18 protein-coding genes are annotated in these 20677 nt (G+C 33.1%); 9 read left to right on the plus strand and 9 right to left on the minus strand.

Annotated features, from left to right (window positions below; genetic code table 11):
- Window positions 1-115 precede the first annotated feature (115 nt).
- Window positions 116-949 (plus strand): phosphatase PAP2 family protein, encoded by an 834-nt coding sequence (locus QMA06_RS09015; protein WP_290206506.1) that lies wholly within the window; start codon window positions 116-118, stop codon window positions 947-949.
- A 282-nt stretch (window positions 950-1231) separates the two neighbouring features.
- On the opposite strand, the gene QMA06_RS09020 is transcribed toward QMA06_RS09015, so the two are convergent.
- The 6 genes from QMA06_RS09020 to xrtF form a co-directional block, all read right to left on the minus strand.
- Window positions 1232-1597, minus strand: a complete 366-nt coding sequence (locus QMA06_RS09020; RefSeq protein ID WP_290206507.1) for a heavy-metal-associated domain-containing protein — start codon at window positions 1595-1597, stop codon at window positions 1232-1234.
- A 67-nt stretch (window positions 1598-1664) separates the two neighbouring features.
- Entirely contained in the window at window positions 1665-3920 is a 2256-nt protein-coding gene (locus QMA06_RS09025; RefSeq protein WP_290206508.1) for a TonB-dependent receptor, read from the minus strand.
- Window positions 3917-4654 carry a heavy-metal-associated domain-containing protein gene (locus QMA06_RS09030; protein WP_290206509.1) on the minus strand — a complete coding sequence of 246 codons (738 nt, stop codon included), beginning with the start codon at window positions 4652-4654 and terminating at the stop codon, window positions 3917-3919. Before QMA06_RS09030 ends, QMA06_RS09025 begins: the two co-directional genes overlap by 4 nt.
- Window positions 4655-4730: 76 nt before the next feature.
- Window positions 4731-5144 carry an HYC_CC_PP family protein gene (locus QMA06_RS09035; RefSeq protein WP_290206510.1) on the minus strand — a complete coding sequence of 138 codons (414 nt, stop codon included), beginning with the start codon at window positions 5142-5144 and terminating at the stop codon, window positions 4731-4733.
- A 50-nt stretch (window positions 5145-5194) separates the two neighbouring features.
- A complete protein-coding gene (locus QMA06_RS09040) occupies window positions 5195-5623 on the minus strand; it encodes an exosortase F system-associated membrane protein (protein ID WP_290206511.1) in 429 nt (142 codons plus the stop codon).
- Window positions 5616-6167, minus strand: a complete 552-nt coding sequence (gene xrtF, locus QMA06_RS09045; protein WP_290206512.1) for an exosortase family protein XrtF — start codon at window positions 6165-6167, stop codon at window positions 5616-5618. Before xrtF ends, QMA06_RS09040 begins: the two co-directional genes overlap by 8 nt.
- A 167-nt stretch (window positions 6168-6334) precedes the next feature.
- On the opposite strand from xrtF, the gene QMA06_RS09050 reads away from it, so the two are divergent.
- Complete coding sequence (locus tag QMA06_RS09050; protein WP_290206513.1) at window positions 6335-6793, plus strand: GAF domain-containing protein; 459 nt, start codon at window positions 6335-6337, stop codon at window positions 6791-6793.
- A 139-nt stretch (window positions 6794-6932) separates the two neighbouring features.
- Here the strand turns inward: QMA06_RS09050 and QMA06_RS09055 are convergent, their stop codons facing one another.
- Window positions 6933-8186 carry an ABC transporter permease gene (locus QMA06_RS09055; protein WP_290206514.1) on the minus strand — a complete coding sequence of 418 codons (1254 nt, stop codon included), beginning with the start codon at window positions 8184-8186 and terminating at the stop codon, window positions 6933-6935.
- 199 nt (window positions 8187-8385) lie between these two features.
- Between QMA06_RS09055 and purH the strand changes: the two genes are divergently transcribed.
- The 6 genes from purH (at window position 8386) to rodA (ending at window position 15901) form a co-directional block, all read left to right on the plus strand.
- A complete protein-coding gene (purH, locus tag QMA06_RS09060) occupies window positions 8386-9915 on the plus strand; it encodes a bifunctional phosphoribosylaminoimidazolecarboxamide formyltransferase/IMP cyclohydrolase (protein ID WP_290206515.1) in 1530 nt (509 codons plus the stop codon).
- A 388-nt stretch (window positions 9916-10303) separates the two neighbouring features.
- Window positions 10304-11332, plus strand: coding sequence for a rod shape-determining protein (locus QMA06_RS09065; RefSeq protein ID WP_092444594.1), 1029 nt, complete (start codon window positions 10304-10306; stop codon window positions 11330-11332).
- Window positions 11333-11342: 10 nt separating this feature from the next.
- Window positions 11343-12164 (plus strand): rod shape-determining protein MreC, encoded by an 822-nt coding sequence (gene mreC / locus QMA06_RS09070; protein WP_290206516.1) that lies wholly within the window; start codon window positions 11343-11345, stop codon window positions 12162-12164.
- Window positions 12165-12309: 145 nt separating this feature from the next.
- On the plus strand, window positions 12310-12663 hold the full coding sequence (locus QMA06_RS09075) for a hypothetical protein (RefSeq protein WP_318036596.1): 354 nt from the start codon (window positions 12310-12312) through the stop codon (window positions 12661-12663).
- The gene (locus QMA06_RS09080) at window positions 12660-14621 is read left to right on the plus strand and encodes a peptidoglycan D,D-transpeptidase FtsI family protein (RefSeq protein WP_290206518.1); all 1962 of its coding nucleotides are present in this window, start codon (window positions 12660-12662) and stop codon (window positions 14619-14621) included. Before QMA06_RS09075 ends, QMA06_RS09080 begins: the two co-directional genes overlap by 4 nt.
- Window positions 14621-15901, plus strand: coding sequence for a rod shape-determining protein RodA (gene rodA / locus QMA06_RS09085; RefSeq protein WP_290206519.1), 1281 nt, complete (start codon window positions 14621-14623; stop codon window positions 15899-15901). The genes QMA06_RS09080 and rodA overlap by 1 nt, the downstream gene beginning before the upstream one ends.
- 131 nt (window positions 15902-16032) lie before the next feature.
- On the opposite strand, the gene QMA06_RS09090 is transcribed toward rodA, so the two are convergent.
- On the minus strand, window positions 16033-18663 hold the full coding sequence (locus QMA06_RS09090) for a valine--tRNA ligase (RefSeq protein ID WP_290206520.1): 2631 nt from the start codon (window positions 18661-18663) through the stop codon (window positions 16033-16035).
- Window positions 18664-18859: 196 nt separating this feature from the next.
- Here QMA06_RS09090 and QMA06_RS09095 point away from each other — a divergent pair, with 196 nt between their 5' ends.
- On the plus strand, window positions 18860-19285 hold the full coding sequence (locus QMA06_RS09095) for a DUF1573 domain-containing protein (protein WP_290206521.1): 426 nt from the start codon (window positions 18860-18862) through the stop codon (window positions 19283-19285).
- An 18-nt stretch (window positions 19286-19303) separates the two neighbouring features.
- On the opposite strand, the gene QMA06_RS09100 is transcribed toward QMA06_RS09095, so the two are convergent.
- Window positions 19304-20674 (minus strand): pepsin/retropepsin-like aspartic protease family protein, encoded by a 1371-nt coding sequence (locus tag QMA06_RS09100; protein WP_290206522.1) that lies wholly within the window; start codon window positions 20672-20674, stop codon window positions 19304-19306.
- Between the last annotated feature and the right edge of the window lie 3 nt (window positions 20675-20677).

The raw sequence follows: 20677 nt of genomic DNA on the forward strand, positions 1-20677 counted from the left end.
ATTAGTGACATACAAAATACTGATTAACAAATCAGTAATCATGCATAAAGCCTTTGATTTAAAAATCAAAGGCTTTATAATTCACATTTTATTAGCATAAAACGTATTATAGATAATGAAACAAACGTTTACATTTATTTTAATCTCTTTAATTTCAATTTCACTGTTTTCGCAGGTAGACACTACCACTAATAAAACTAGTAAAATTTGGAAAAATTTAAAATACGACGCAAAAGTTGGTTTAAAAAGTGTAGGTTATTCTCTCGCTAGACCTATTCATTGGAAACGTGATAACTTTTTAACCGCAGGTGGAATTATTGCCGGCACAGGACTTTTATACCTAAGCGATAGGGAAGCTCAAAATTACTTTGTTAAGCAAGGAAAAGACGCACCTGATATTATAAAGGATTTTGGTTGGTATTTTGGAAGTCCACAAAATTTCTTTATGGTTTCTGCTGGTGTATATGGCTTTGGTTTACTTACTGATAATGAAAAAGTTCGCCGTACCGGAATTTTAATTATTTCTTCGGCAACCACCACTGGAATTTTTCAGTCAATTTCTAAAACCGTAGTTGGTCGTGCCAGACCAGATACTGGAGATAGAGACGATTTTGAACCATTTAGCAGTAAACCAGGGTTTCATTCTTTTCCATCTGGGCATAGTATTTTATCGTTTTCAATGGCGCATGCAATTGCAAAACAATTTGACAGCTTATGGGTTAAAGCAGGTATCTACACCGTAGGTTCTATTGCACCTATTTCAAGGTTATGGGCAAATGCGCATTGGTTAAGTGATGTGGGCTTAAGTATGGCGCTAAGTATTGTAGTGGTAGACAGTATAGATAATTTTATGAATAAAAATAATTATTACGAGTATTCAAAACCAAATACAATAAGTTGGCGTTTTAGTGCGGGTTTAGGTACTATAGGCTTAGTCGGTACATTTTAAAAAAAATGCTATAAAATATAAAAACCACCTCTATATGAGGTGGTTTTTTTTTAACGCTTGTTTTTCTAATTAAAAGGTCTATGCTGAACAAAGTTAATCACAGATTACTTCATTATAAAAGAGGCCTTAAAGTTCATTTTTTTGGCATTTTTTTTGGCCGATTTAAACGCTCTTTTAACTTCCTCACCCCCACAATTAGTATCTATTATAGCTGTACAACACAAATAGAAATAAATCTAATATATGAAAGATGAGTTGGTAAATATGCAACTCAGTTTTCAGTTAATTATCATTATTATTTTCATGATTTTTTTTAACTACCTCATCTCTGTATTTACAGCAAGGATGCACTGAATTGTATTGCTCCTCAGTTGCTTTTATTTCTTTAGTATCATGACCTACCGACGCTATTTTTTTAGATATTTTCTCTAAATCTGTTTTACGTTCGTCGAAAATTAATTTCAACTCGTGCGTATCAACATTCCAAACCGCAGATTTTACACCCTTGGTTCTAATCGCAGCTTTTTCTATGCGTTCTTTACACATACCACAAACACCATCAACTTCCATGGAAGCTTTTGCATTTTTGTTTTGAGCAAATGTTAGGGTGGTTATAAACAAAGTAAATATTAAGATTATTTTTTTCATGTTAAAGTTTATTTTATGTTTAATTTCTATAATTGAATTGTAACGTACAACTTAAATAAAATGTTTGTTATTTAATTCTAAATCGTAAGCCTGCATAATACATACTTCCAAAAATTGGGCCATATACAAAATTACTATCAAAATTTGAACCAAATGGATTATCTGCACTCACAAGAGGATCGTCTTGTCTTACATTGGTTACATTCTCACCCCCTAAATATACTTCAAATTTCGGAGAAAACACTTTGGTAACTTGAAGATTTAAGGTGCCTACTGTTGGCGAATATTTATCTAATTGAAATTGTGGTGCACTTAAATCTGTATTTGGAAAACGTTGTGCACTTAACCAATTATATGTCGCATCAAATTTCCAATGCGCGCCGTTGTCTTTTTGATGGGTCTCATAAGAAGAATTTGCAAATAAACGATGTTTTGGCACCAAAGGTTTTTCTAAAGAACCTGACTTATAATCCGTTTTGATATCATAATATTTATAAGCCATTCGTAAATCAAAATGTTCAAACACATTGTAATTAAATTCAAATTGAAAACTATTGGCATAACTGTCACCCTCCAAATTATAAAAATTAACTTCGAAAGGATTTTCCCAATCAACAACCACTTGATTCTGAAAATCTGTTCTATAAAAATCAAACGTTACATCTGCTTTTCGATTAAACAGATTAAACCCTTGCAAATAACTAATACCATAATTCCAAGCTATTTCTGGATCCAATCCATAAATTTTTCCAGTAGAATTCAAAATATTTATTTGTCTAGAACTAGAAAACATATTCTGATTTTCCGCAAAAATATTAGCACTACGTTTTCCTCTACCTATAGACGCTCTAAAAGCCGATTTTCCCCATGGTGTATATCTTAAATGAAAACGTGGTGTAACGAAAAAACCTAATCTATTATGTTGATCTACTCGGACACCTGCCGTCATAGTTAATTTATCAAGATTATCGTAAGCATATTCAAAAAATCCACCTACTGAGTTTTCAGTGCGCTCAAAAGTGTTTGTATTTACCAATTCGTCATAATGGTCGTATGTAAAACTCAACCCTGTTTTTACTTTATGGCGCGAATCCGAAATAATAGTATTATAAACCAAGTTAGAATAAAAACTATTATGTTTAATATCGTAAATATTTAAACCAAAATACGATTCTTGTTTATGATAACTAAAAGCGGTTTGAAAACCTAAACTTTGATAAGGAATCTCAGGATTTACATACCCAAATTTTGTAGTAACATCAAACCGTTCTGTGTTGATTTCACTTCCCCATGCATCAACTTCACTTAATAATCCAGGATTCCTTGGATCGAAATTATTTGGATCAAAATTCACTTGTCCTGCTTGTTTTTCGTCATTTAAATATCTTAAATTTAAAAAACTCACCACTCCCTTTTCTTGATTGATATATTGCCAGCGATTCATCACATTTATCTGATTGTATAATGGCATATCTAAAAACCCATCGTCATTAACATCGTGTTCTTGTTGATGCGTATTACCGTGCAAATACAAACCAGTACTCCATTTCTCTGAAATTTTTGTGTTAAAATGTGTGTTCAATTCTAGACGTTCGCTTGATGCGCCATAAAGATTTACAAATAATTTATCGTCGGTAGTTGGCTTTACCAATTCTGCATTGATCTGGCCTGCTATACTTTCAAAGCCGTTGACTACGCTTCCAGTTCCTTTTGTTATCTGAATACTTTCTACCCACGTACCAGGAATAAAACTTAATCCATAAGCTTGAGACGCTCCTCTAATAGCCGGTATATTTTCAGTAGCAATAAGAATATAAGGAGAGGTTAAACCCAACATTTTAATTTGCCGAGTTCCGGTAACCGCATCAGCAAAATTAACATCGATAGAAGGGTTAGTTTCAAAACTCTCAGCCAAATTGCAGCAGGCGGCTTTTAACAATTCGTCGCTAGTTACCGTAAACGTATTCGTAGCTTCTAAATACGATTTTCGTGTGGCTTGTTTTCGAGATTTTATTTCTACGGCGTCTAATTCATCACTAGCTTGTAGTACATGCTTTATCGGTCGATTTTCAGTGACTGTTAAGGTATCGGTTTTAAAACCAACGTAACTAATCACTAATTGGCTATAAGAGAATTTATAGGGTAATGAAAATGAACCATCATCGCCAGTAATAGCTCCAACAGAAGAATCTAACCAATACACATTTGCACCAGGTAAAGGCATTTCTTTAGAACTACTTGCTTCTAAAATCACCCCCTTTAATTCGTCTTGTGAGAATAGGTACACCGGACAAAATATTATTAAAAATAGAAATTTTCTCATGATGCTAGGGTATTAGATAACATTAATATTGCCATTATAATCATTACGGAATTTTCAATGAATGTGGCTTTCGTCATTGGTAATTTTAGGGCCGTTCCCAAACAAGCGCATTGAATCGTAGTTTTACTAAACAATGCTTTAGTTACACCTACCGTTGTTATACCTAATACAATAAGTGTAACTATAAGAGCTATATCAATTTGAAATCGCATTAAGAACATTAAGCCTAAGGTCAATTCAATAAAAGGATAAACCCAACCGTAAATTGGTAACACTTTAGCAAGCGGATCGTACATTCTAAAACTTTCAGGAAAACCTTTTAAATCTAATAGTTTGAAAAAACTAAAGACAATGTAAAATAAACCCATAAAATCTAGCATAAAACCCGAAACATCCCAAGGTTTATAGTTTAATAAAATTGAAGCTATAATTAGATAACCAAAGATTAGAAATAGTGGAAAAAGTTGTTTTAACTCACTCTTTTTTTCTACGTCAGATTCATTTGTATCTGAATTAAAAACATTGGTCTCTTCTTGTTCTGAAATTTTAAATTTATCGGAAAGTGCATCCTGAAGGGTTTTCACCTCGACATGTGATGTCATTTTAATTGTGGCTGTTTTTGCTTTGAGATTAACCGAAACTTCTTTCACTTGTTCTAAGTTTGAGAGCGATTCTTCAACAGAAGCTTTACAATTGTTGCAGGTCATACCTGAAACATTATAAACGTGTTTCATTATAATTTAATTTTGAAATATTAGTAATTAGCATCAGTCATTATGATGCGTTATAGCTCGGAATTTCAAAAAATAATCAAATGAGGTAAGTCTCGTCTAAAACTTGAATATCTTTAACGAGTATTGGTGGAGAATAATCTTTATCTGAATTACCAATATTCGGTAAATTCTCGAACAGATTACTATAAGAATAAGCAAAAGTGAATAATACGTGTTGCTGAATAACATCTAAGTCCTCGAAAGAAGTAATCGTCATTTCCGACAAACCTTCAATGATATCTATTTCATCTTTACAGCAGCTATTTTTAGTGATACTAACTTGGTCGATCTCTATGACGTCTTCAGAACATTTTTCCGTTTCAGTAAATATTGCAACATCTATCAGCGTGTCACCACAGAAATGCTTTTCTATTGTTAACGACAATGTCGATAACAAAACCAAAAATGATAATGATATAGAATAAGCTTTATATGCAATTGTAAATTTCACGATTCAAAGTTACAAAATTCTGAAATATTAAAGATTATATTATATAACTATTAACGATTCAATTTATAATAGTAGAATGCTGGCATTAATAATATCAGTCCAATTGGCTGAATTAAAAATCGTCTAATATTAAAAAACAAGTAATAATCTTCTTGTTTCGGATTAATGACAAAATATAAAAATGGAATTAAGAGTAAAACGTAGGCCATAGTATAAATGATTACCGAAAATTTAACAATACTATTATCCTTAAAAAGTAGGTATAAAATTCCCAACGATATTAAAGTATTCAAAACAAAACGCAAAGTTGTAAAGAGCACTAGTTTTGCGATTTCTCGTCTTGGACTATCTATATAGAGATAATCGTTTTCAAAAAAAGTTAAATACGGATCATAGAATAGAATATCTTCAAAACCTCTCACGGCCACTAAAAGCAGAAACAAGATAACCAATAAAATATATCTCGTAAATTTAGGCAATGTTTTTTACGTTTTTAGAAAATCGATTAACCCAAACCATCCAAAGTAAGCATACAGTTCCATAAATTAACATCGGAAAAATTACAGTATGCAGCATCTCTCGTTGCCATGGATAATGATAAAGACCAATAGATAAAATTACAATTCGAATTAAATTAAAGGCATAAATTATAACACTTCCTGCTAAGCCGTACAATAAAGTTGTTTTAAATTTCCCTGCAAACGCGATTATAAAAGATAAAAATAGAATAATGATACTTATAGCATTACAACCTTCGATAACACGGGCAACGTATTTTCCATTTATAATTATCTTTATTGAAGGTTCGTTAGGGTGAGGCAACACATTTGAGACATAACCTAACCCATTTAATAGCGCGTTAGTTTGCTCCGCCACCAAGTGCGTTACATAGTCTGGATAATACCGTAAATCTTCAGAAATATTAAGATATAAATTATAACAAATCGTCAACACACCATATATCACTAAAAATGTGACAATAAATCGAATTACCGATTTGTATTTTACTAAAAGTGCTTTCAAAATATAAATTTCATATAGTGTTTGATTCTAATACTCCGATAAAACAACGGTTTTCTTTAATAAAATTCTTTTAATAACAATGAAACATTAAGTTGGTGTTAAATTTATAAAAACCGACATTCAAAATCGCGCATTTTAGATACTTTTGCAAAAAAATACTTTTATCCATGACTTTTCAAGAATTAAAACCTAGAATAACGGTAATTACATCAAATAATGAACGTACTGTTGAAGAACGTTTACTTCATATTTGTGAAATCCTTGAAAGTAATATAGATTATTATAATTGGGTTGGATTTTACTTTAAAAACGGGGATAAAGATGAATTAAAATTAGGCCCTTATGTTGGTGAGCCAACAGATCATACCATAATTCCCTTTGGAAAAGGTATATGCGGCCAAGTAGCCGTTAGTAACGAAAATTTTGTGGTGCCAGATGTTGCTGCTCAAGATAATTATATTGCCTGTAGTATCACTGTTAAAGCTGAAATAGTGATTCCTATTTTTGTAAATGGTGAAAATATTGGGCAAATTGACATAGATTCTAATACTTCCGATCCGTTTACAGAAGACGATGAGCGATTTTTAGAATTTGTTTGTAAGGAAGTTGCTCACCTTCTTTCTTAAATAAAGATTCTATAGTTATTTTATAATTCTGACACAAAATTGAACTGTGCTTACAACGTTAAAATAGCAATCAAGCCATTACCAAGTAAGCATTAGTGATTAAGGAAATGTAAACGATAATTTCAACAGTGAAATAATTTTACATTCCTGTTCGTATTGCCTCCACAGGATCTAATCGTGAAGCTCGTAAAGCAGGTATTACTCCAGATATTAAACCAATTACAGATGATATAAAAAAGCCAAGAGCCATATTTTCTGGAGAAAGTACAAATTCAAAATCCTCCACAAGATTACTACCTATAATGGTGCCTACCCAAACTAAGAACAATCCTACTAGTCCCCCAACAACAGCTAATATCACCGCTTCAAATAAAAATTGAAATAATATAAATTTATTTTTAGCACCCAATGATTTTTGAATTCCTATAAGGTTGGTACGTTCTTTTACACTTACAAACATAATATTGGCGATACCGAATCCTCCAACTAAAAGTGAGAATCCACTAATCACCCAGCCAATTAAGTTTAAGCTTCCAATAATGGTGTCTATTAAGTTTTGTAAACCAGACAGAAGATTAATAAAAAATGTATCGATTTCATCGGGCTTTAACCCTCTTTTTGTTCGCATTATTTGAGTAATTTCTGCTTTCACTCCTTCAATGTCTGCGTCTTTTTCAGGCTTAATAATTACCACAAATTTCATAAATGGGTTATTATCACCATACCTGTTTCTTACATAATTCGCTGGTATAAAAATAGACACATCGTTACTATCACCAAATATGCCAGAACCTTGTTTTTTCACTACACCTATAACGGTAAATTTCTGTCCATAGAGTCTCACTTTCTTTCCTATTGGATCGAGATCACCAAATAGCGATTTAGCAATTTCCGATCCTATGACCACTACCGGTCGTCCAGAATTAGATTCAGATTCGTTATAAAAACGTCCTTTTTCAAATTCCATAACTTGTATATCAATAAACTCATGCGAGACTACAACCGTATTTACACTGCTCACCAATTCTGATTCATATCTAATATTCTCACGCCTTACAAATAACTGTAAAGCCACATGATCTACATCAGTCAATGCCGATTCTAATGTTTTGTATTCATTATAAGATACTTCATCAAAAGTTTCTCTTTGCCAGCGTGGTACATCCGTTGGTCCAAAAGAAATATTGGTGAGATACATGGTATTACCGTCTAATGAGCTCAATTGTCCTTGTATGGTTTTGTCTAAAGAATCTACAGCAGCCAACACAGCGATGATAGAAAAGATACCCACTGTAACTCCCAAAAGTGACAAAAATGTTCTTAATTTATTATTCCGAAGTGCATTAATAGCAAATGAAAAACTCTCTTTAAGTAAGCGTAAATAGACCAGCATGCAAGGTTGTTTTAATAATGAATTGATCTTAAATTTTCTATTTCTAACAAAACAAAAAGTGAAGATAAATTGAACATTTTAAAGATAGGACGTTTTCAACAATTTATTGTTACAAAAAATTTAAAGAAACTCGTTTTAGGACAAAGCTATCGTTTTGAATATCCGTATTTTTGCGGTATCAAAAACACAACACAAAATCATGAGCAACAAAACCATTTCGTCGGCATTAATTTCAGTTTTTAATAAAGACGGATTAGCACCAATCGTAAAAAAATTAAACGATCTTAATGTCACCATTTATTCTACTGGTGGCACCGAAAAATTCATTAAAGATTTAGGCATCAACGTGGTGCCTGTTGAAGATGTTACGTCTTATCCTTCTATTCTTGGTGGTCGGGTAAAGACATTGCACCCAAAAGTTTTTGGAGGTATTTTAAATCGTCAGAACCACGATGGGGATGTTGCAGAATTGAAAGAATTCGATATTCCGCAAATCGATGTAGTCATTGTAGATTTATATCCTTTTGAAAAAACCGTAGCTTCAGGAGCCAGCAATCAAGATATTATTGAAAAAATTGACATTGGTGGAATTTCATTAATTAGAGCAGCAGCAAAAAATTATGCTGACGTTACCTGTGTATCTTCTGTTGACGATTATGCCGAATTTTTAGACTTATTAGAAACTAAAAATGGTGAAACTACAGAAGAGGATAGAAAGCAATTTGCAGCAAAAGCATTTAACGTATCTTCTCATTACGACACTGCCATTTTTAATTATTTCAACAAAAATCATGAAATTCCGGCTTTAAAAATTTCTGAAAATAATGGAAAAGTGTTGCGTTATGGCGAAAACCCTCATCAAAAAGGGTTCTTCTTTGGCAATTTCGATGATATTTTCACAAAACTTCATGGTAAGGAATTAAGTTACAACAACCTTTTAGATGTTGACGCGGCTGTAAATTTAATGTTAGAATTTAAAAACGACGCCCCAACTTTTGCGGTTTTAAAACATAATAATGCGTGTGGTTTAGCACAACGAGATACCTTACACCAGGCTTATGTAGATGCTTTGGCCGGAGATCCTGTTTCTGCTTTTGGTGGAGTGCTAATCAGTAATTCTGAAATAGATGTAGCAACGGCTGAAGAGATTCATAAATTATTTTGCGAAGTTGTTATTGCTCCGTCTTTTGCACCCGAAGCGCTAGAGATTTTAAAAGGAAAGAAAAACAGGATCCTTTTAATTTTGAAAGACATTGACATGCCGAAAACTAATGTTAGAAGTTGTTTAAACGGTGTTTTGGTTCAAGATAGAAACAATATTACAGATACATTGGAAGCCTTAAAATCTGTTACAAAAACTACTGCAACTTCAGATGAATTGGACGATTTAATTTTCGCTTCAAAAATCTGCAAACATACCAAATCTAATACGATTGTTTTAGCAAAAAACAAACAGTTATGTGCTAGTGGAACTGGACAAACGAGCAGAGTTGATGCGCTTAACCAAGCGATTCATAAAGCAAAATCTTTTAACTTCGATTTAGACGGTGCGGTTATGGCGAGTGATGCCTTTTTTCCATTTCCAGATTGTGTAGAAATTGCAGATAATGCTGGCATTACAGCTGTTATTCAACCCGGAGGTTCTATTAAAGATGCGTTGAGTATTGACTATTGCAACGCGAATAACGTAGCAATGGTTTTTACAGGAACACGTCACTTTAAGCATTAACAGAGAAACAAGACCACTTCGCTTTTAGACCCAATTCCGATATTTTGGAAGCTATTAATTAGTTGGTAGTTTTAATACTATTTGTCAACATAATTTAAAAAAGAATGATTTTTTTTATAAAATAGAAATAATTTTTCTTCTGTGCAAAAACATTTTAATGGTAAAAAATATTAAGATCGATTTTAAAAAACACTATTTATCAATCAGTTACAAGCACTTCTAAACTTTCAAATCTAATAGCGAAGCGGACTTATATATTTTATTAGATAACAATAAAAAAAAATTAAGCAATAAGCATCCATAACCGCAGAAATAACGTATATTTTACTACTTTTACAGATAGTCTTTAAAATAAGACGAGCATAACCCAAATAATTAAGAATAGCACATGGGATTTTTTGATTTCCTAACGGAAGAAATAGCCATTGATTTAGGAACCGCAAATACACTGATAATCCACAACGACAAGGTTGTTGTTGACAATCCATCAATAGTAGCAAGAGACCGCATCAGCGGAAAAATTATAGCCGTTGGTAAAGAGGCCAACATGATGCAAGGCAAAACGCACGAAAATATTAAAACAATCCGTCCATTGAAGGATGGAGTTATTGCAGATTTTGATGCTTCGGAGCAAATGATCAGCATGTTTATTAAAAACATTCCTGCGTTAAAGAAAAAATTCTTTAATCCAGCATTACGAATGGTGGTCTGTATTCCCTCTGGTATTACTGAAGTTGAAATGCGTGCTGTAAAAGAATCTTGTGAGCGTGTTAATGGAAAAGAGGTTTATTTAATTCACGAACCTATGGCAGCAGCTATTGGTATTGGCGTTGATATAATGCAACCTAAAGGAAACATGATAGTTGATATTGGTGGTGGTACTACCGAAATTGCCGTCATTGCGCTTGGTGGTATTGTCTGTGACAAGTCTGTAAAAGTAGCAGGTGACGTTTTTACAAACGACATTATTTATTACATGAGAACGCAACATAACTTATATGTTGGTGATAGAACGGCTGAAAAAATTAAAATACAAATTGGTGCTGCTACCGAGGATTTAGAATTACCTCCTGAAGATATGAGTGTACAAGGACGTGATTTATTAACAGGGAAACCAAAACAAGTTCAAATTTCGTTCCGTGAAATAGCAAAAGCCTTAGATAAATCAATATTGCGTATTGAAGATTCCGTTATGGAAACCTTATCACAGACACCTCCAGAATTGGCTGCCGATATTTATAATACCGGGATTTATTTAGCAGGTGGCGGATCCATGTTAAGAGGCCTTGACAAGCGTCTTTCCCAAAAAACAGACTTACCAGTTTATATTGCTGAAGATCCTTTAAGAGCTGTAGTAAGAGGTACCGGAATAGTACTTAAAAACTTACCTAAATACAAAAGCGTATTGATTAAATAAGCCATAAATAATGCAACAAATTTTTAATTTTGTTATAAGAAACAAAACCTTTCTGTTGTTTTTATTGCTTTTTAGTATTGCATTAGCTTTAACCATTCAATCGCATTCTTATCACAGAAGTAAATTCATCAATTCTGCCAATTTTTTAACTGGTGGTGTATACGGCACCATGAATTCTGTAGACCAATACTTTAATTTAAAAACGGAGAACGATAATCTCGCTAAAGAAAATAAACGCTTAAGGGAGCAACTCTTAAATAGGAATATTTCCGCAGATTCTTCGTATATCGATAGCACGTACTCCAAATCGAAATACAGAATTACAACGGCTGAAGTTTATAAAAACAGCTACTCCTTAACGAATAACTATCTTACTTTAAACAAAGGTAAAAACGACAGTATAAAACGAGATTTCGGGGTTATGACGTCTAATGGAATTATTGGCATCATTGATAATACATCGAAAAATTATTCAACCGTATTATCTATATTAAATAAACGAAGCCGAATAAATGCTAAAATAAAAGCCACGAATCATATTGGTTCTTTAAAATGGAATGGAGAATCTCCCGTTTATGTTCAGCTTGAAGATGTTTCCCAATTCGCTCCTGTAAAAGTGGGTGATACCATTCAAACTGGTGGGGAATCATCCATTTTTCCTAGAGGAGTTGGCATTGGTACAATTTCTAGTATTGAAACAGATATAGGAGGAGACACCTACACCATTCAAGTGAAGTTATTTAATGATATGACCAACGTAGGCACCGTTTATATTTTAGAAAATTTAGATAAAAAGGAAATTTATTCTTTAGAAAATAGTATTGATGAATAGTGTTATTGGACTAAATATCGTTCGGTTTATTTTCCTGTTATTATTGCAGGTTATGATCTGCAATCATATCAATTTCTTTGGCTACATAAATCCGTACATATACGTAATATTTATTTTTCTGTTTCCTATTCGAGAAGAACGACTTTTGTTTTTACTAGTTAGCTTTGTCTTAGGCTTAATGGTCGATTTATTTTCAGATTCTGGAGGAGTGCACGCAGCAGCGGCTGTAAGTTTGGCTTATGTGAGACCAATACTTCTAAAAAATTCGTTTGGCATGCAGTACGAACATCAAAGTATAAAAATCCGTAATACCGATATAGGCAGCTTAATCACATACATTTCTTTTGGTGTCATAATTCATCATTTAGTATTATTCTCATTAGAAATATTTAACGTTTCTAAAATACTATTAGTCCTTAAGAAAACGTTATTCTCTAGTATTTTCACTATAATACTAAGCGTATTGATTATAATTCTATTTAGCCGAAACAAAAAATGAGAAAATTATTACTCTTAGCCACTGTAATTCTAGTTGGTCTTGTTTTTATTGCTCGTCTATTTTATCTTCAAGTATACAGCAGTTCGGACTACAATATTTTTGAAGACACGGCAATAAGAAAAGTTTACAATTATCCAAAACGTGGTTACGTATATGACAGAAATGGAAAACTTTTAGTTGCCAATCAACCGTCTTACGATGTAATGGTCATTCCAAGAGAAGTTATTCCTTTAGACTCTGTTGAATTAGAGGAATTTTGTGAATTACTAAAGATTACCGAAGAAGAATATCATAAAAAATTAGCAAAAGCCACGAGTTATTCACCAAGATTACCTTCACCATTTGTACCACAATTGTCTAAAATAGATTATGCTGTACTCCAAGAAAAAATGCGGAAATTTGAAGGTTTTTACGTTCAAAAACGGTCTTTAAGATCTTATCAAACTAATATTGGTGCTAACGTCCTAGGTGACCTTGGTGAGGTTAATCGAAAAACGATTAAGAGTGAACCCTATTATGTATTGGGAGATTTAATAGGCAAACAAGGGGTTGAAAAAACTTACGAAGATGTGTTGCGAGGGGTAAAGGGCATAAAATTTATTCAGAAGGACCGTTTTAATAAAAACATTGGTCCGTTTAAAGAAGGTAAATTAGACACCTTACCTCAACCAGGAAAAGATATTACTTTAACCATAGACTCAGAACTTCAAGCTTATGGAGAATTGCTTATGAAACATAAGCGTGGCGGTATTGTCGCTATTGATCCAAGTAGTGGAGAAATACTAGCAATGGTAACGGGACCGAGTTATAATCCAAATCTATTGGTAGGCAGAGAGCGTAATAAGAATTTTTCTCGTCTATTTTTAGATAAAATAAATAAACCCACATTCGATAGAGGATTACAGGCTCAATATCCTCCTGGATCACCTTTTAAAGTAATTAATGCACTCATAGGTTTACAAGAAGAAATTGTTGATGTTGATGATAAATTTACATGCAGAATGGGTTACTATTACGGTAGCAGAAAATTAACAGGCTGTCATCAGCATCGAAGTCCTGCGGATATGAATTTAGGCATCGCCCAATCTTGCAACGCCTATTTCGTAAATGTTTACCGTCGCATTATTGATAAGTATGATGATGCTGGAAAAGGGATGAATATTTGGGCTAATCATGCTAGAAGTTTTGGTTTAGGCAATTTTTTGAATAATGATTTATCCGTTGGACAACCTGGTAGAATACCAGATGGCGATTATTACGATAGAGCTTACGGAGACAACCGTTGGGGATCCACTTATATTGTTTCGAATGCCATCGGACAAGGCGAAGTGGAAACTACACCAATTCAGTTAGCGAACATGGTTGCTGCTATAGGCAATCGTGGTTATTATTACACACCGCATATCATTAAAAGTATAGAAGGGGATAGTATACCTAAAAAATATAAAACACCAAAACATACCACTATTGAGAAACGCCATTTTGAACCTGTTGTGCAAGGTATGTATGACGTTTATAATAAAGGAACAGCGCAATATTTACAAGTACCAGGCATAGAAATCTGTGGAAAAACAGGAACTGCTGAAAATTTCATAAAAATTGACAGCGTAAAAACTCAACTCACAGATCATTCAATTTTTGTCGCTTTTGCTCCAAAGGATAAGCCGAAGATTGCTATTGCCGTTTTTGTAGAAAATGGCTATTGGGGAAGTAGATTTGCTGGTAAAATGGCAAGTCTCATGATAGAAAAACATCTTAAAGGAACAATTACCAGAAACGATTTAGAGCAATGGATTCTAACCCATAGCTTAGAAAACGAATATAAAAAACCATATTCAGGAGAGCCTTTTAAAATTAATGGCGAAACTACACTTCAGGTCATTGACAACTATGCGATTAATAGTGAAGAGAATAATGCCATTAAAAATGAATCTGACCAGCAAAATTTAAAAAATTAATGTTAAGGGAGAATCATAGAGGTTTTAAATTCGATTGGGTAACTATTGTACTTTTTTTACTTTTAGTAACATTTGGCTATTTCAATATCTTATCCGCATCTCACGTAGGTGATATTACAAGTTATTTTGATACGTCACAATTATACGGAAAACACTTAATATTTATTGCTCTTACTTTTGTGCTCATTGTCCTAATTCTATCAGTTGAGGCCAAATTCTATGAACGATTTGCAAGTATTATTTATTTAATAGCAATGTTGGCCTTGGTAGGCTTATTTCTCTTTGGAAAAGATGTGAATGGAGCACGTTCGTGGTATGGTATTGGTAGTATGACAATACAACCTAGTGAATTCGCTAAGTTTGCAACAGCCTTAGCAGTAGCAAAATACATAAGCGACTTGCAGACTAACATGACCTCTATTAAGCATCAAATTAGAGTTGCTGCCATTATATTTATACCTGCAATCTTGATCTTACTTCAAAATGATGCCGGAAGTACAATTGTTTATTTAGCCTTTTTCTTTGTTTTTTATCGCGAAGGTTTACAACAAGTGTATTTAATTATCGGGTTATCATTAATTATTTTAGCTGTATTGGGACTAAAATTCGGTGTATTAATTACAGCTTTAATTGCTTTGGTTATTATAGCTGCGGTATACGTTTTTAGAAAGAAAAAAAGAGGATCGATAATGCAATATATTGTAGTCCTTTTAGTGGCTACTAGTTTTTCTTATGGTGTGAAATTGTTTTACAATCATGTTCTTAAACCTCATCAACAAAATAGAATTAGTCTTTGGCTTCGTTTAGAAAAAGATCCTGCGAAATTAGAGCGGATGAAAAAAGCCGAAGCTTACAATCTCATCCAATCCGAACAAGCTATAAGTTCAGGAGGTATATCTGGTAAAGGTTTTTTACAAGGCACGAGAACTACAGGAAAATTTGTTCCAGAACAACATACCGATTATATTTTTAGTACCGTTGGCGAAGAATGGGGATTTTTAGGAACAAGCTTCGTGGTCTTTATATTTGTATTGCTAATCGTCAGAATTTTATTTTTGGCAGAAGCACAAAAGTCACAATTCAGTCGGGTATATGGGTATGGTGTAGCCTCTATCCTATTCGTGCATTTCACTATCAATATAGGTATGGTTATGGGATTAATTCCAACAGTTGGTATCCCGTTGCCGTTTTTCAGTTACGGCGGCTCAGGACTTTGGGGCTTTACCATTTTACTGTTTATTTTTGTAAAGCTAGATAGTAATAAAATTAATGAGTGGTAAGAAAGATTAGCAATCATTCTGCTATTAACTTCTCTATGACAGACTTATTTTTATTTAACTGCTAAAAAACCCTTTTCCATTAGTAATCATAGAAAACCTACAAGGTTTTCAAAACCTTGTAGGTTGTAATATTACTGCAAACTAGATAAGCTAGCTTGTATGGTTTCAATTTTAGCTAAAGCATCAGCTTCTTTCTTTTTCTCTGCAGCAACTACTTGTTCTGGCGCACCAGCTACAAAACGCTCATTTGACAATTTCTTTTGTACAGATTTTAAAAACCCTTCAGTGTACTTTAACTCTTCTGTAAGTTTCTCTATTTCCGCTTCAATATCAATACTCCCTTCCATAGGAATAAAATATTCATTCGATTTTACGCGGTAGGTTAAAGCGCCTTCAACGGGTTCGTTTACATATTCGAAATTACTTAAATTTCCTAATTTCGAAATAACATCATCAAACGTGGTATTTACCTTTTCGTTATTCACCACCGAAAAGCCAATAGCATCTTTAAAAGCTATATTTTTCTGTTTTCTAATATTTCTTAGACCTGAAATGACTTCTGAAGCAAAATCGAATTCAGAAATTAAGGTTTCATTAATTGGTTTTGGCTCTGGCCATTTTGCAATAATTAAGGCTTCTTCTGGTGAACGTTCTTTGATATAATGCCAAATATCTTCCGTTAAAAATGGCATAAATGGATGAACTACTTTTAAATTATCTTCAAAAATAGACATTACTTTTTCATAGGTGATTCTGTCGATTGGTTGCTTGTAAGCTGGCTTCACCATTTCTAACATCCATCCACAAAAATCATCATAAATCAATTTGTAAATAGTCATTAAAGCATCACTTAATCTGTACTTGCTAAAATGATCTTCTATTTCTATTAGTGCTGCCTGAAACTTAGACTCATACCATTCTAGCGCTATTTTGCTAGAATTAGGTTGATCTATATCTGCGACTTCCCACAAATTAGTCAATTGAAAGGCGTTCCAAATTTTATTTCCAAACCCTCTTCCCTGTTGACATAGAGTTTCATCAAACATTAGATCATTACCAGCAGCAGAGCTCAGTAGCAACCCTACTCTAACACCATCTGCTGTATACTCTTCTATTAATTTTAAAGCATCAGGTGAGTTTCCTAATGATTTAGACATTTTTCGTCTTTGTTTATCTCTTACCAGACCCGTTAAGTAAACATTCTCAAACGGCTTTTCATCTTTATATTCGTAACCTGCTACAATCATACGTGCTACCCAAAAGAACAAAATATCCGGGCCAGTTACTAAATCATTGGTTGGATAATAGTATTTTATTTCTTCGTTTTCAGGATTACGAATACCGTCGAAAACACTCATTGGCCATAACCATGAGCTAAACCAAGTGTCTAATGCATCTGTATCTTGCTTTAAATCTGATGCTTGAATCTCGAAATTAGAAGATTTTTCTCTAGCGAGATTAACAGCCTCCTCAATAGATTCAGCAACCACAAAATCTTCTTTTCCATCACCATAGAAATACGCCGGAATCTGCTGTCCCCAAAGTAACTGACGTGAAATATTCCAATCTCGGATATTCTCCATCCAATGGCGATAGGTGTTTTCAAATTTCTTGGGAAACAATTTTACGTCACCTGTTTTTAAAACTGCGTCAATGGCAGGTTGTGCCAAATCTTCCATTTTAAGAAACCATTGATCACTTAATCTTGGCTCGATTACGGCTTTAGTTCTTTCCGAAGTCCCTACTTTATTAATATGGTTTTCGGTTTTTACTAAAATACCAGCGTCTTCTAACTCTTTAACAACTGCTTTTCTTGCTACAAAACGATCTTGACCTTCGTAATGCATTCCGAAGCTATTTAAACTAGCATCTTCATTAAAAATATCAACAACTTCTAGCCCATGCTTATCTCCTAAAATTTTATCATTTTCATCGTGAGCAGGAGTAACTTTTAAACAGCCGGTACCAAATTCCACATCTACATATTCATCTTCTATAATGGGGATAACTCTACCACATATTGGTACAATTGCTTTTTTGCCTTTGAGGTGTGTAAATCTTTCGTCATTTGGATTGATACAAATAGCAGTATCTCCAAAAATCGTTTCTGGTCTTGTGGTTGCAATGGTTAATTTTTCATCGCTTCCTTCCACTTTATATTCTAAATAATATAAAAGGCCTTGTTTCTCAACATGAATTACCTCTTCGTCAGATAACGTGGTTTTGGCTTCCGGGTCCCAATTAACCATTCGGTAACCTCTATAAATCAAACCTTTATTATACAAATCTACGAATACCTTAATCACGGCTTCAGACATATCGTCATCCATAGTAAATTTGGTGCGATCCCAATCGCAAGAGCATCCTAATTTCTTTAATTGTTCTAAAATGACACCACCATACTCTTCGGTCCATTCCCAAGCATGTTTTAAAAACTCCGCACGAGATAAATCATTTTTATCAATGCCTTGTTCTTTCAATTTAGCTACAACTTTTGCCTCGGTAGCGATAGATGCATGATCTGTACCAGGAACCCAACATGCATTTTTCCCCAATAAACGTGCCCTACGAATTAACACATCTTGTATGGTATTATTTAACATGTGCCCCATGTGTAATACACCTGTGACATTCGGAGGAGGAATTACAATAGTATATGGTTCTCTTTCATCTGGTTTAGAATGAAAGTAATTGTGCTGCATCCAATAGTCGTACCACTTATTTTCTACAGATAGCGCATTATATTTAGATGGAATTTCCATGTTTTGGTATTGTTTTTGTAATACTTAAATTAGAACAAACAAAAGTACTTATAATTCCTATTTAGCGAAATTATTAGCACAAGAATATAGGTTGAGAAACCATAAAATCTGTTAAATGGAGTGCATTACGTCCAATAAATTTTGACGGCAACTAAAAAGTAAGTAGTTTTGAATAATCAATTTTAAAATTAAAATGATGAAAAATTTAATAGCAATTTTATTTGTAGGCCTAATTAGTTTGGGTTCTTTTGCTCAAGAAAAAGTAGCAAAAATAGAATTTAAAACCGATGTTATAGACTATGGTACCATTGAAAAAGGTGCCGACGGAGTTAGAACTTTTGAGTTTACTAATACTGGTGATGCTCCTTTGGTAATCTCTAACGTAAAATCGACTTGCGGTTGTACCGTACCTAAAAAACCGAAAGGACCAATTTTACCAGGAGAAACTGGTGAGATTGAAGTAAAATATGACACAAAAAGAGTTAATCCTATCAGAAAAACAATCACGGTCTTCTCTAATGCAGAGACTCCAACTGTTGCATTAAAAATAAAAGGTTTAGTTGTAGATTCTAATAAAACCAGTGTTTTAGAAAAAAAGCAAAAAAGTATGATTGAGCAATAACTCAATTTTATTTAAGATTTAAGGAAAGAGTTCTCGTTTTGAGAACTCTTTTTTTTGGTTAAAGACATTATCTAATTTAAATTTAAACGATTTCTTTTCGCCAAGACGTTCTATGCTGAGTCTAACCATTTTTCCTGTTTTGCCATGAAAGATTTTATTAATTTCAGACAATTTGTATTTATATGCTGGCCGACCGTTTAAACCAACTAAAATATCATTTACTCTTAAACCTGTAAGATATGCATTAGACGATTTTCTTATCTCCACTATTTTATATATAGGTTTTATTAACATTCTATAATTTAGAGCACGGCTGATTTTTACAGCATTGTTATCCTTATTTTTAAAGCCTTTAAAAGATGGCATATTAATTTCATCCTTTACAAACTTGGTACCATTATATTCTAATACAATACCACTATTATTATAAGTAAATGGCTCTTTAAAACCACTATTTTTTCTAATATATAACCGCTTATTCGTATAATCGAAAAAAAGATTGAATCGTTTTAAAACATCACCACCTAAACTGCCTTTACGATCTTTATAAATTTTGGTTAAATCTATTGATAACGAGTCTGGAAAAGCTACATTAGCATTAGTTAAATTAAATTCACTCAACTTCAGTGTATTCACTTTAGAACGCTTACCGTAAATAGAACCACTTAAACCTTTCCCTAAGTAATCCTTAAAAATTAAATTGTGCTTTGGTATTAGTCCTGCTTTTTCATCTTCGAGCAACCATAGAGCATCACTACTCCCCGTATCTATGAGCAACCTTACGCGTATTTTGTCCTTGAGTATAGTCACGTTGGCATCTAAATAAGGCTTATTCTTATGAATTACAATAGGAAGTGATTTCCATTTTTTTGATGATTTTGGTTTAAAAGCCGCTGGATTATACAACCTAATATATTTTGAAGCATAATTTATTTCAACCACAAAGTCTTTAAATATATCATAGCCAATAATACCATTTATTTCTACACCAAGCCTTGGTGTAAAATCTATATTAGTATCAAAAACCACATACAAATCTTTATTGAGCCCAACAGCATTACCTATTTTTAATTTATTATGGTTGGATTTCAGCGCTCTTAATTTGCCATTACCACCTAAGCCGTGTAAATAGAAAGTTTCGGTATTCTCTAAGTATAACGAGTCGTTTTCAGATAAATTAAACAGAATTGGCTTGCTTACGCCAGAATCTAAGATAAAAGACAAAACAACATCATTTATTTCTAACGGAATGATGATTAAGTTGCCTACAAAATCAAAATCAATTTTGGTACTGATGTCTTCCTTTAAAAAAAAGCTTTCTTGAGCTATTAGAATCCCAAAATTACAACTGAGCAGGTATAGAACAATATGTACGCTTCGTAATTTCAAATT

The organism is Winogradskyella bathintestinalis (assembly GCF_030407435.1).
GTDB lineage: Bacteria > Bacteroidota > Bacteroidia > Flavobacteriales > Flavobacteriaceae > Winogradskyella > Winogradskyella bathintestinalis.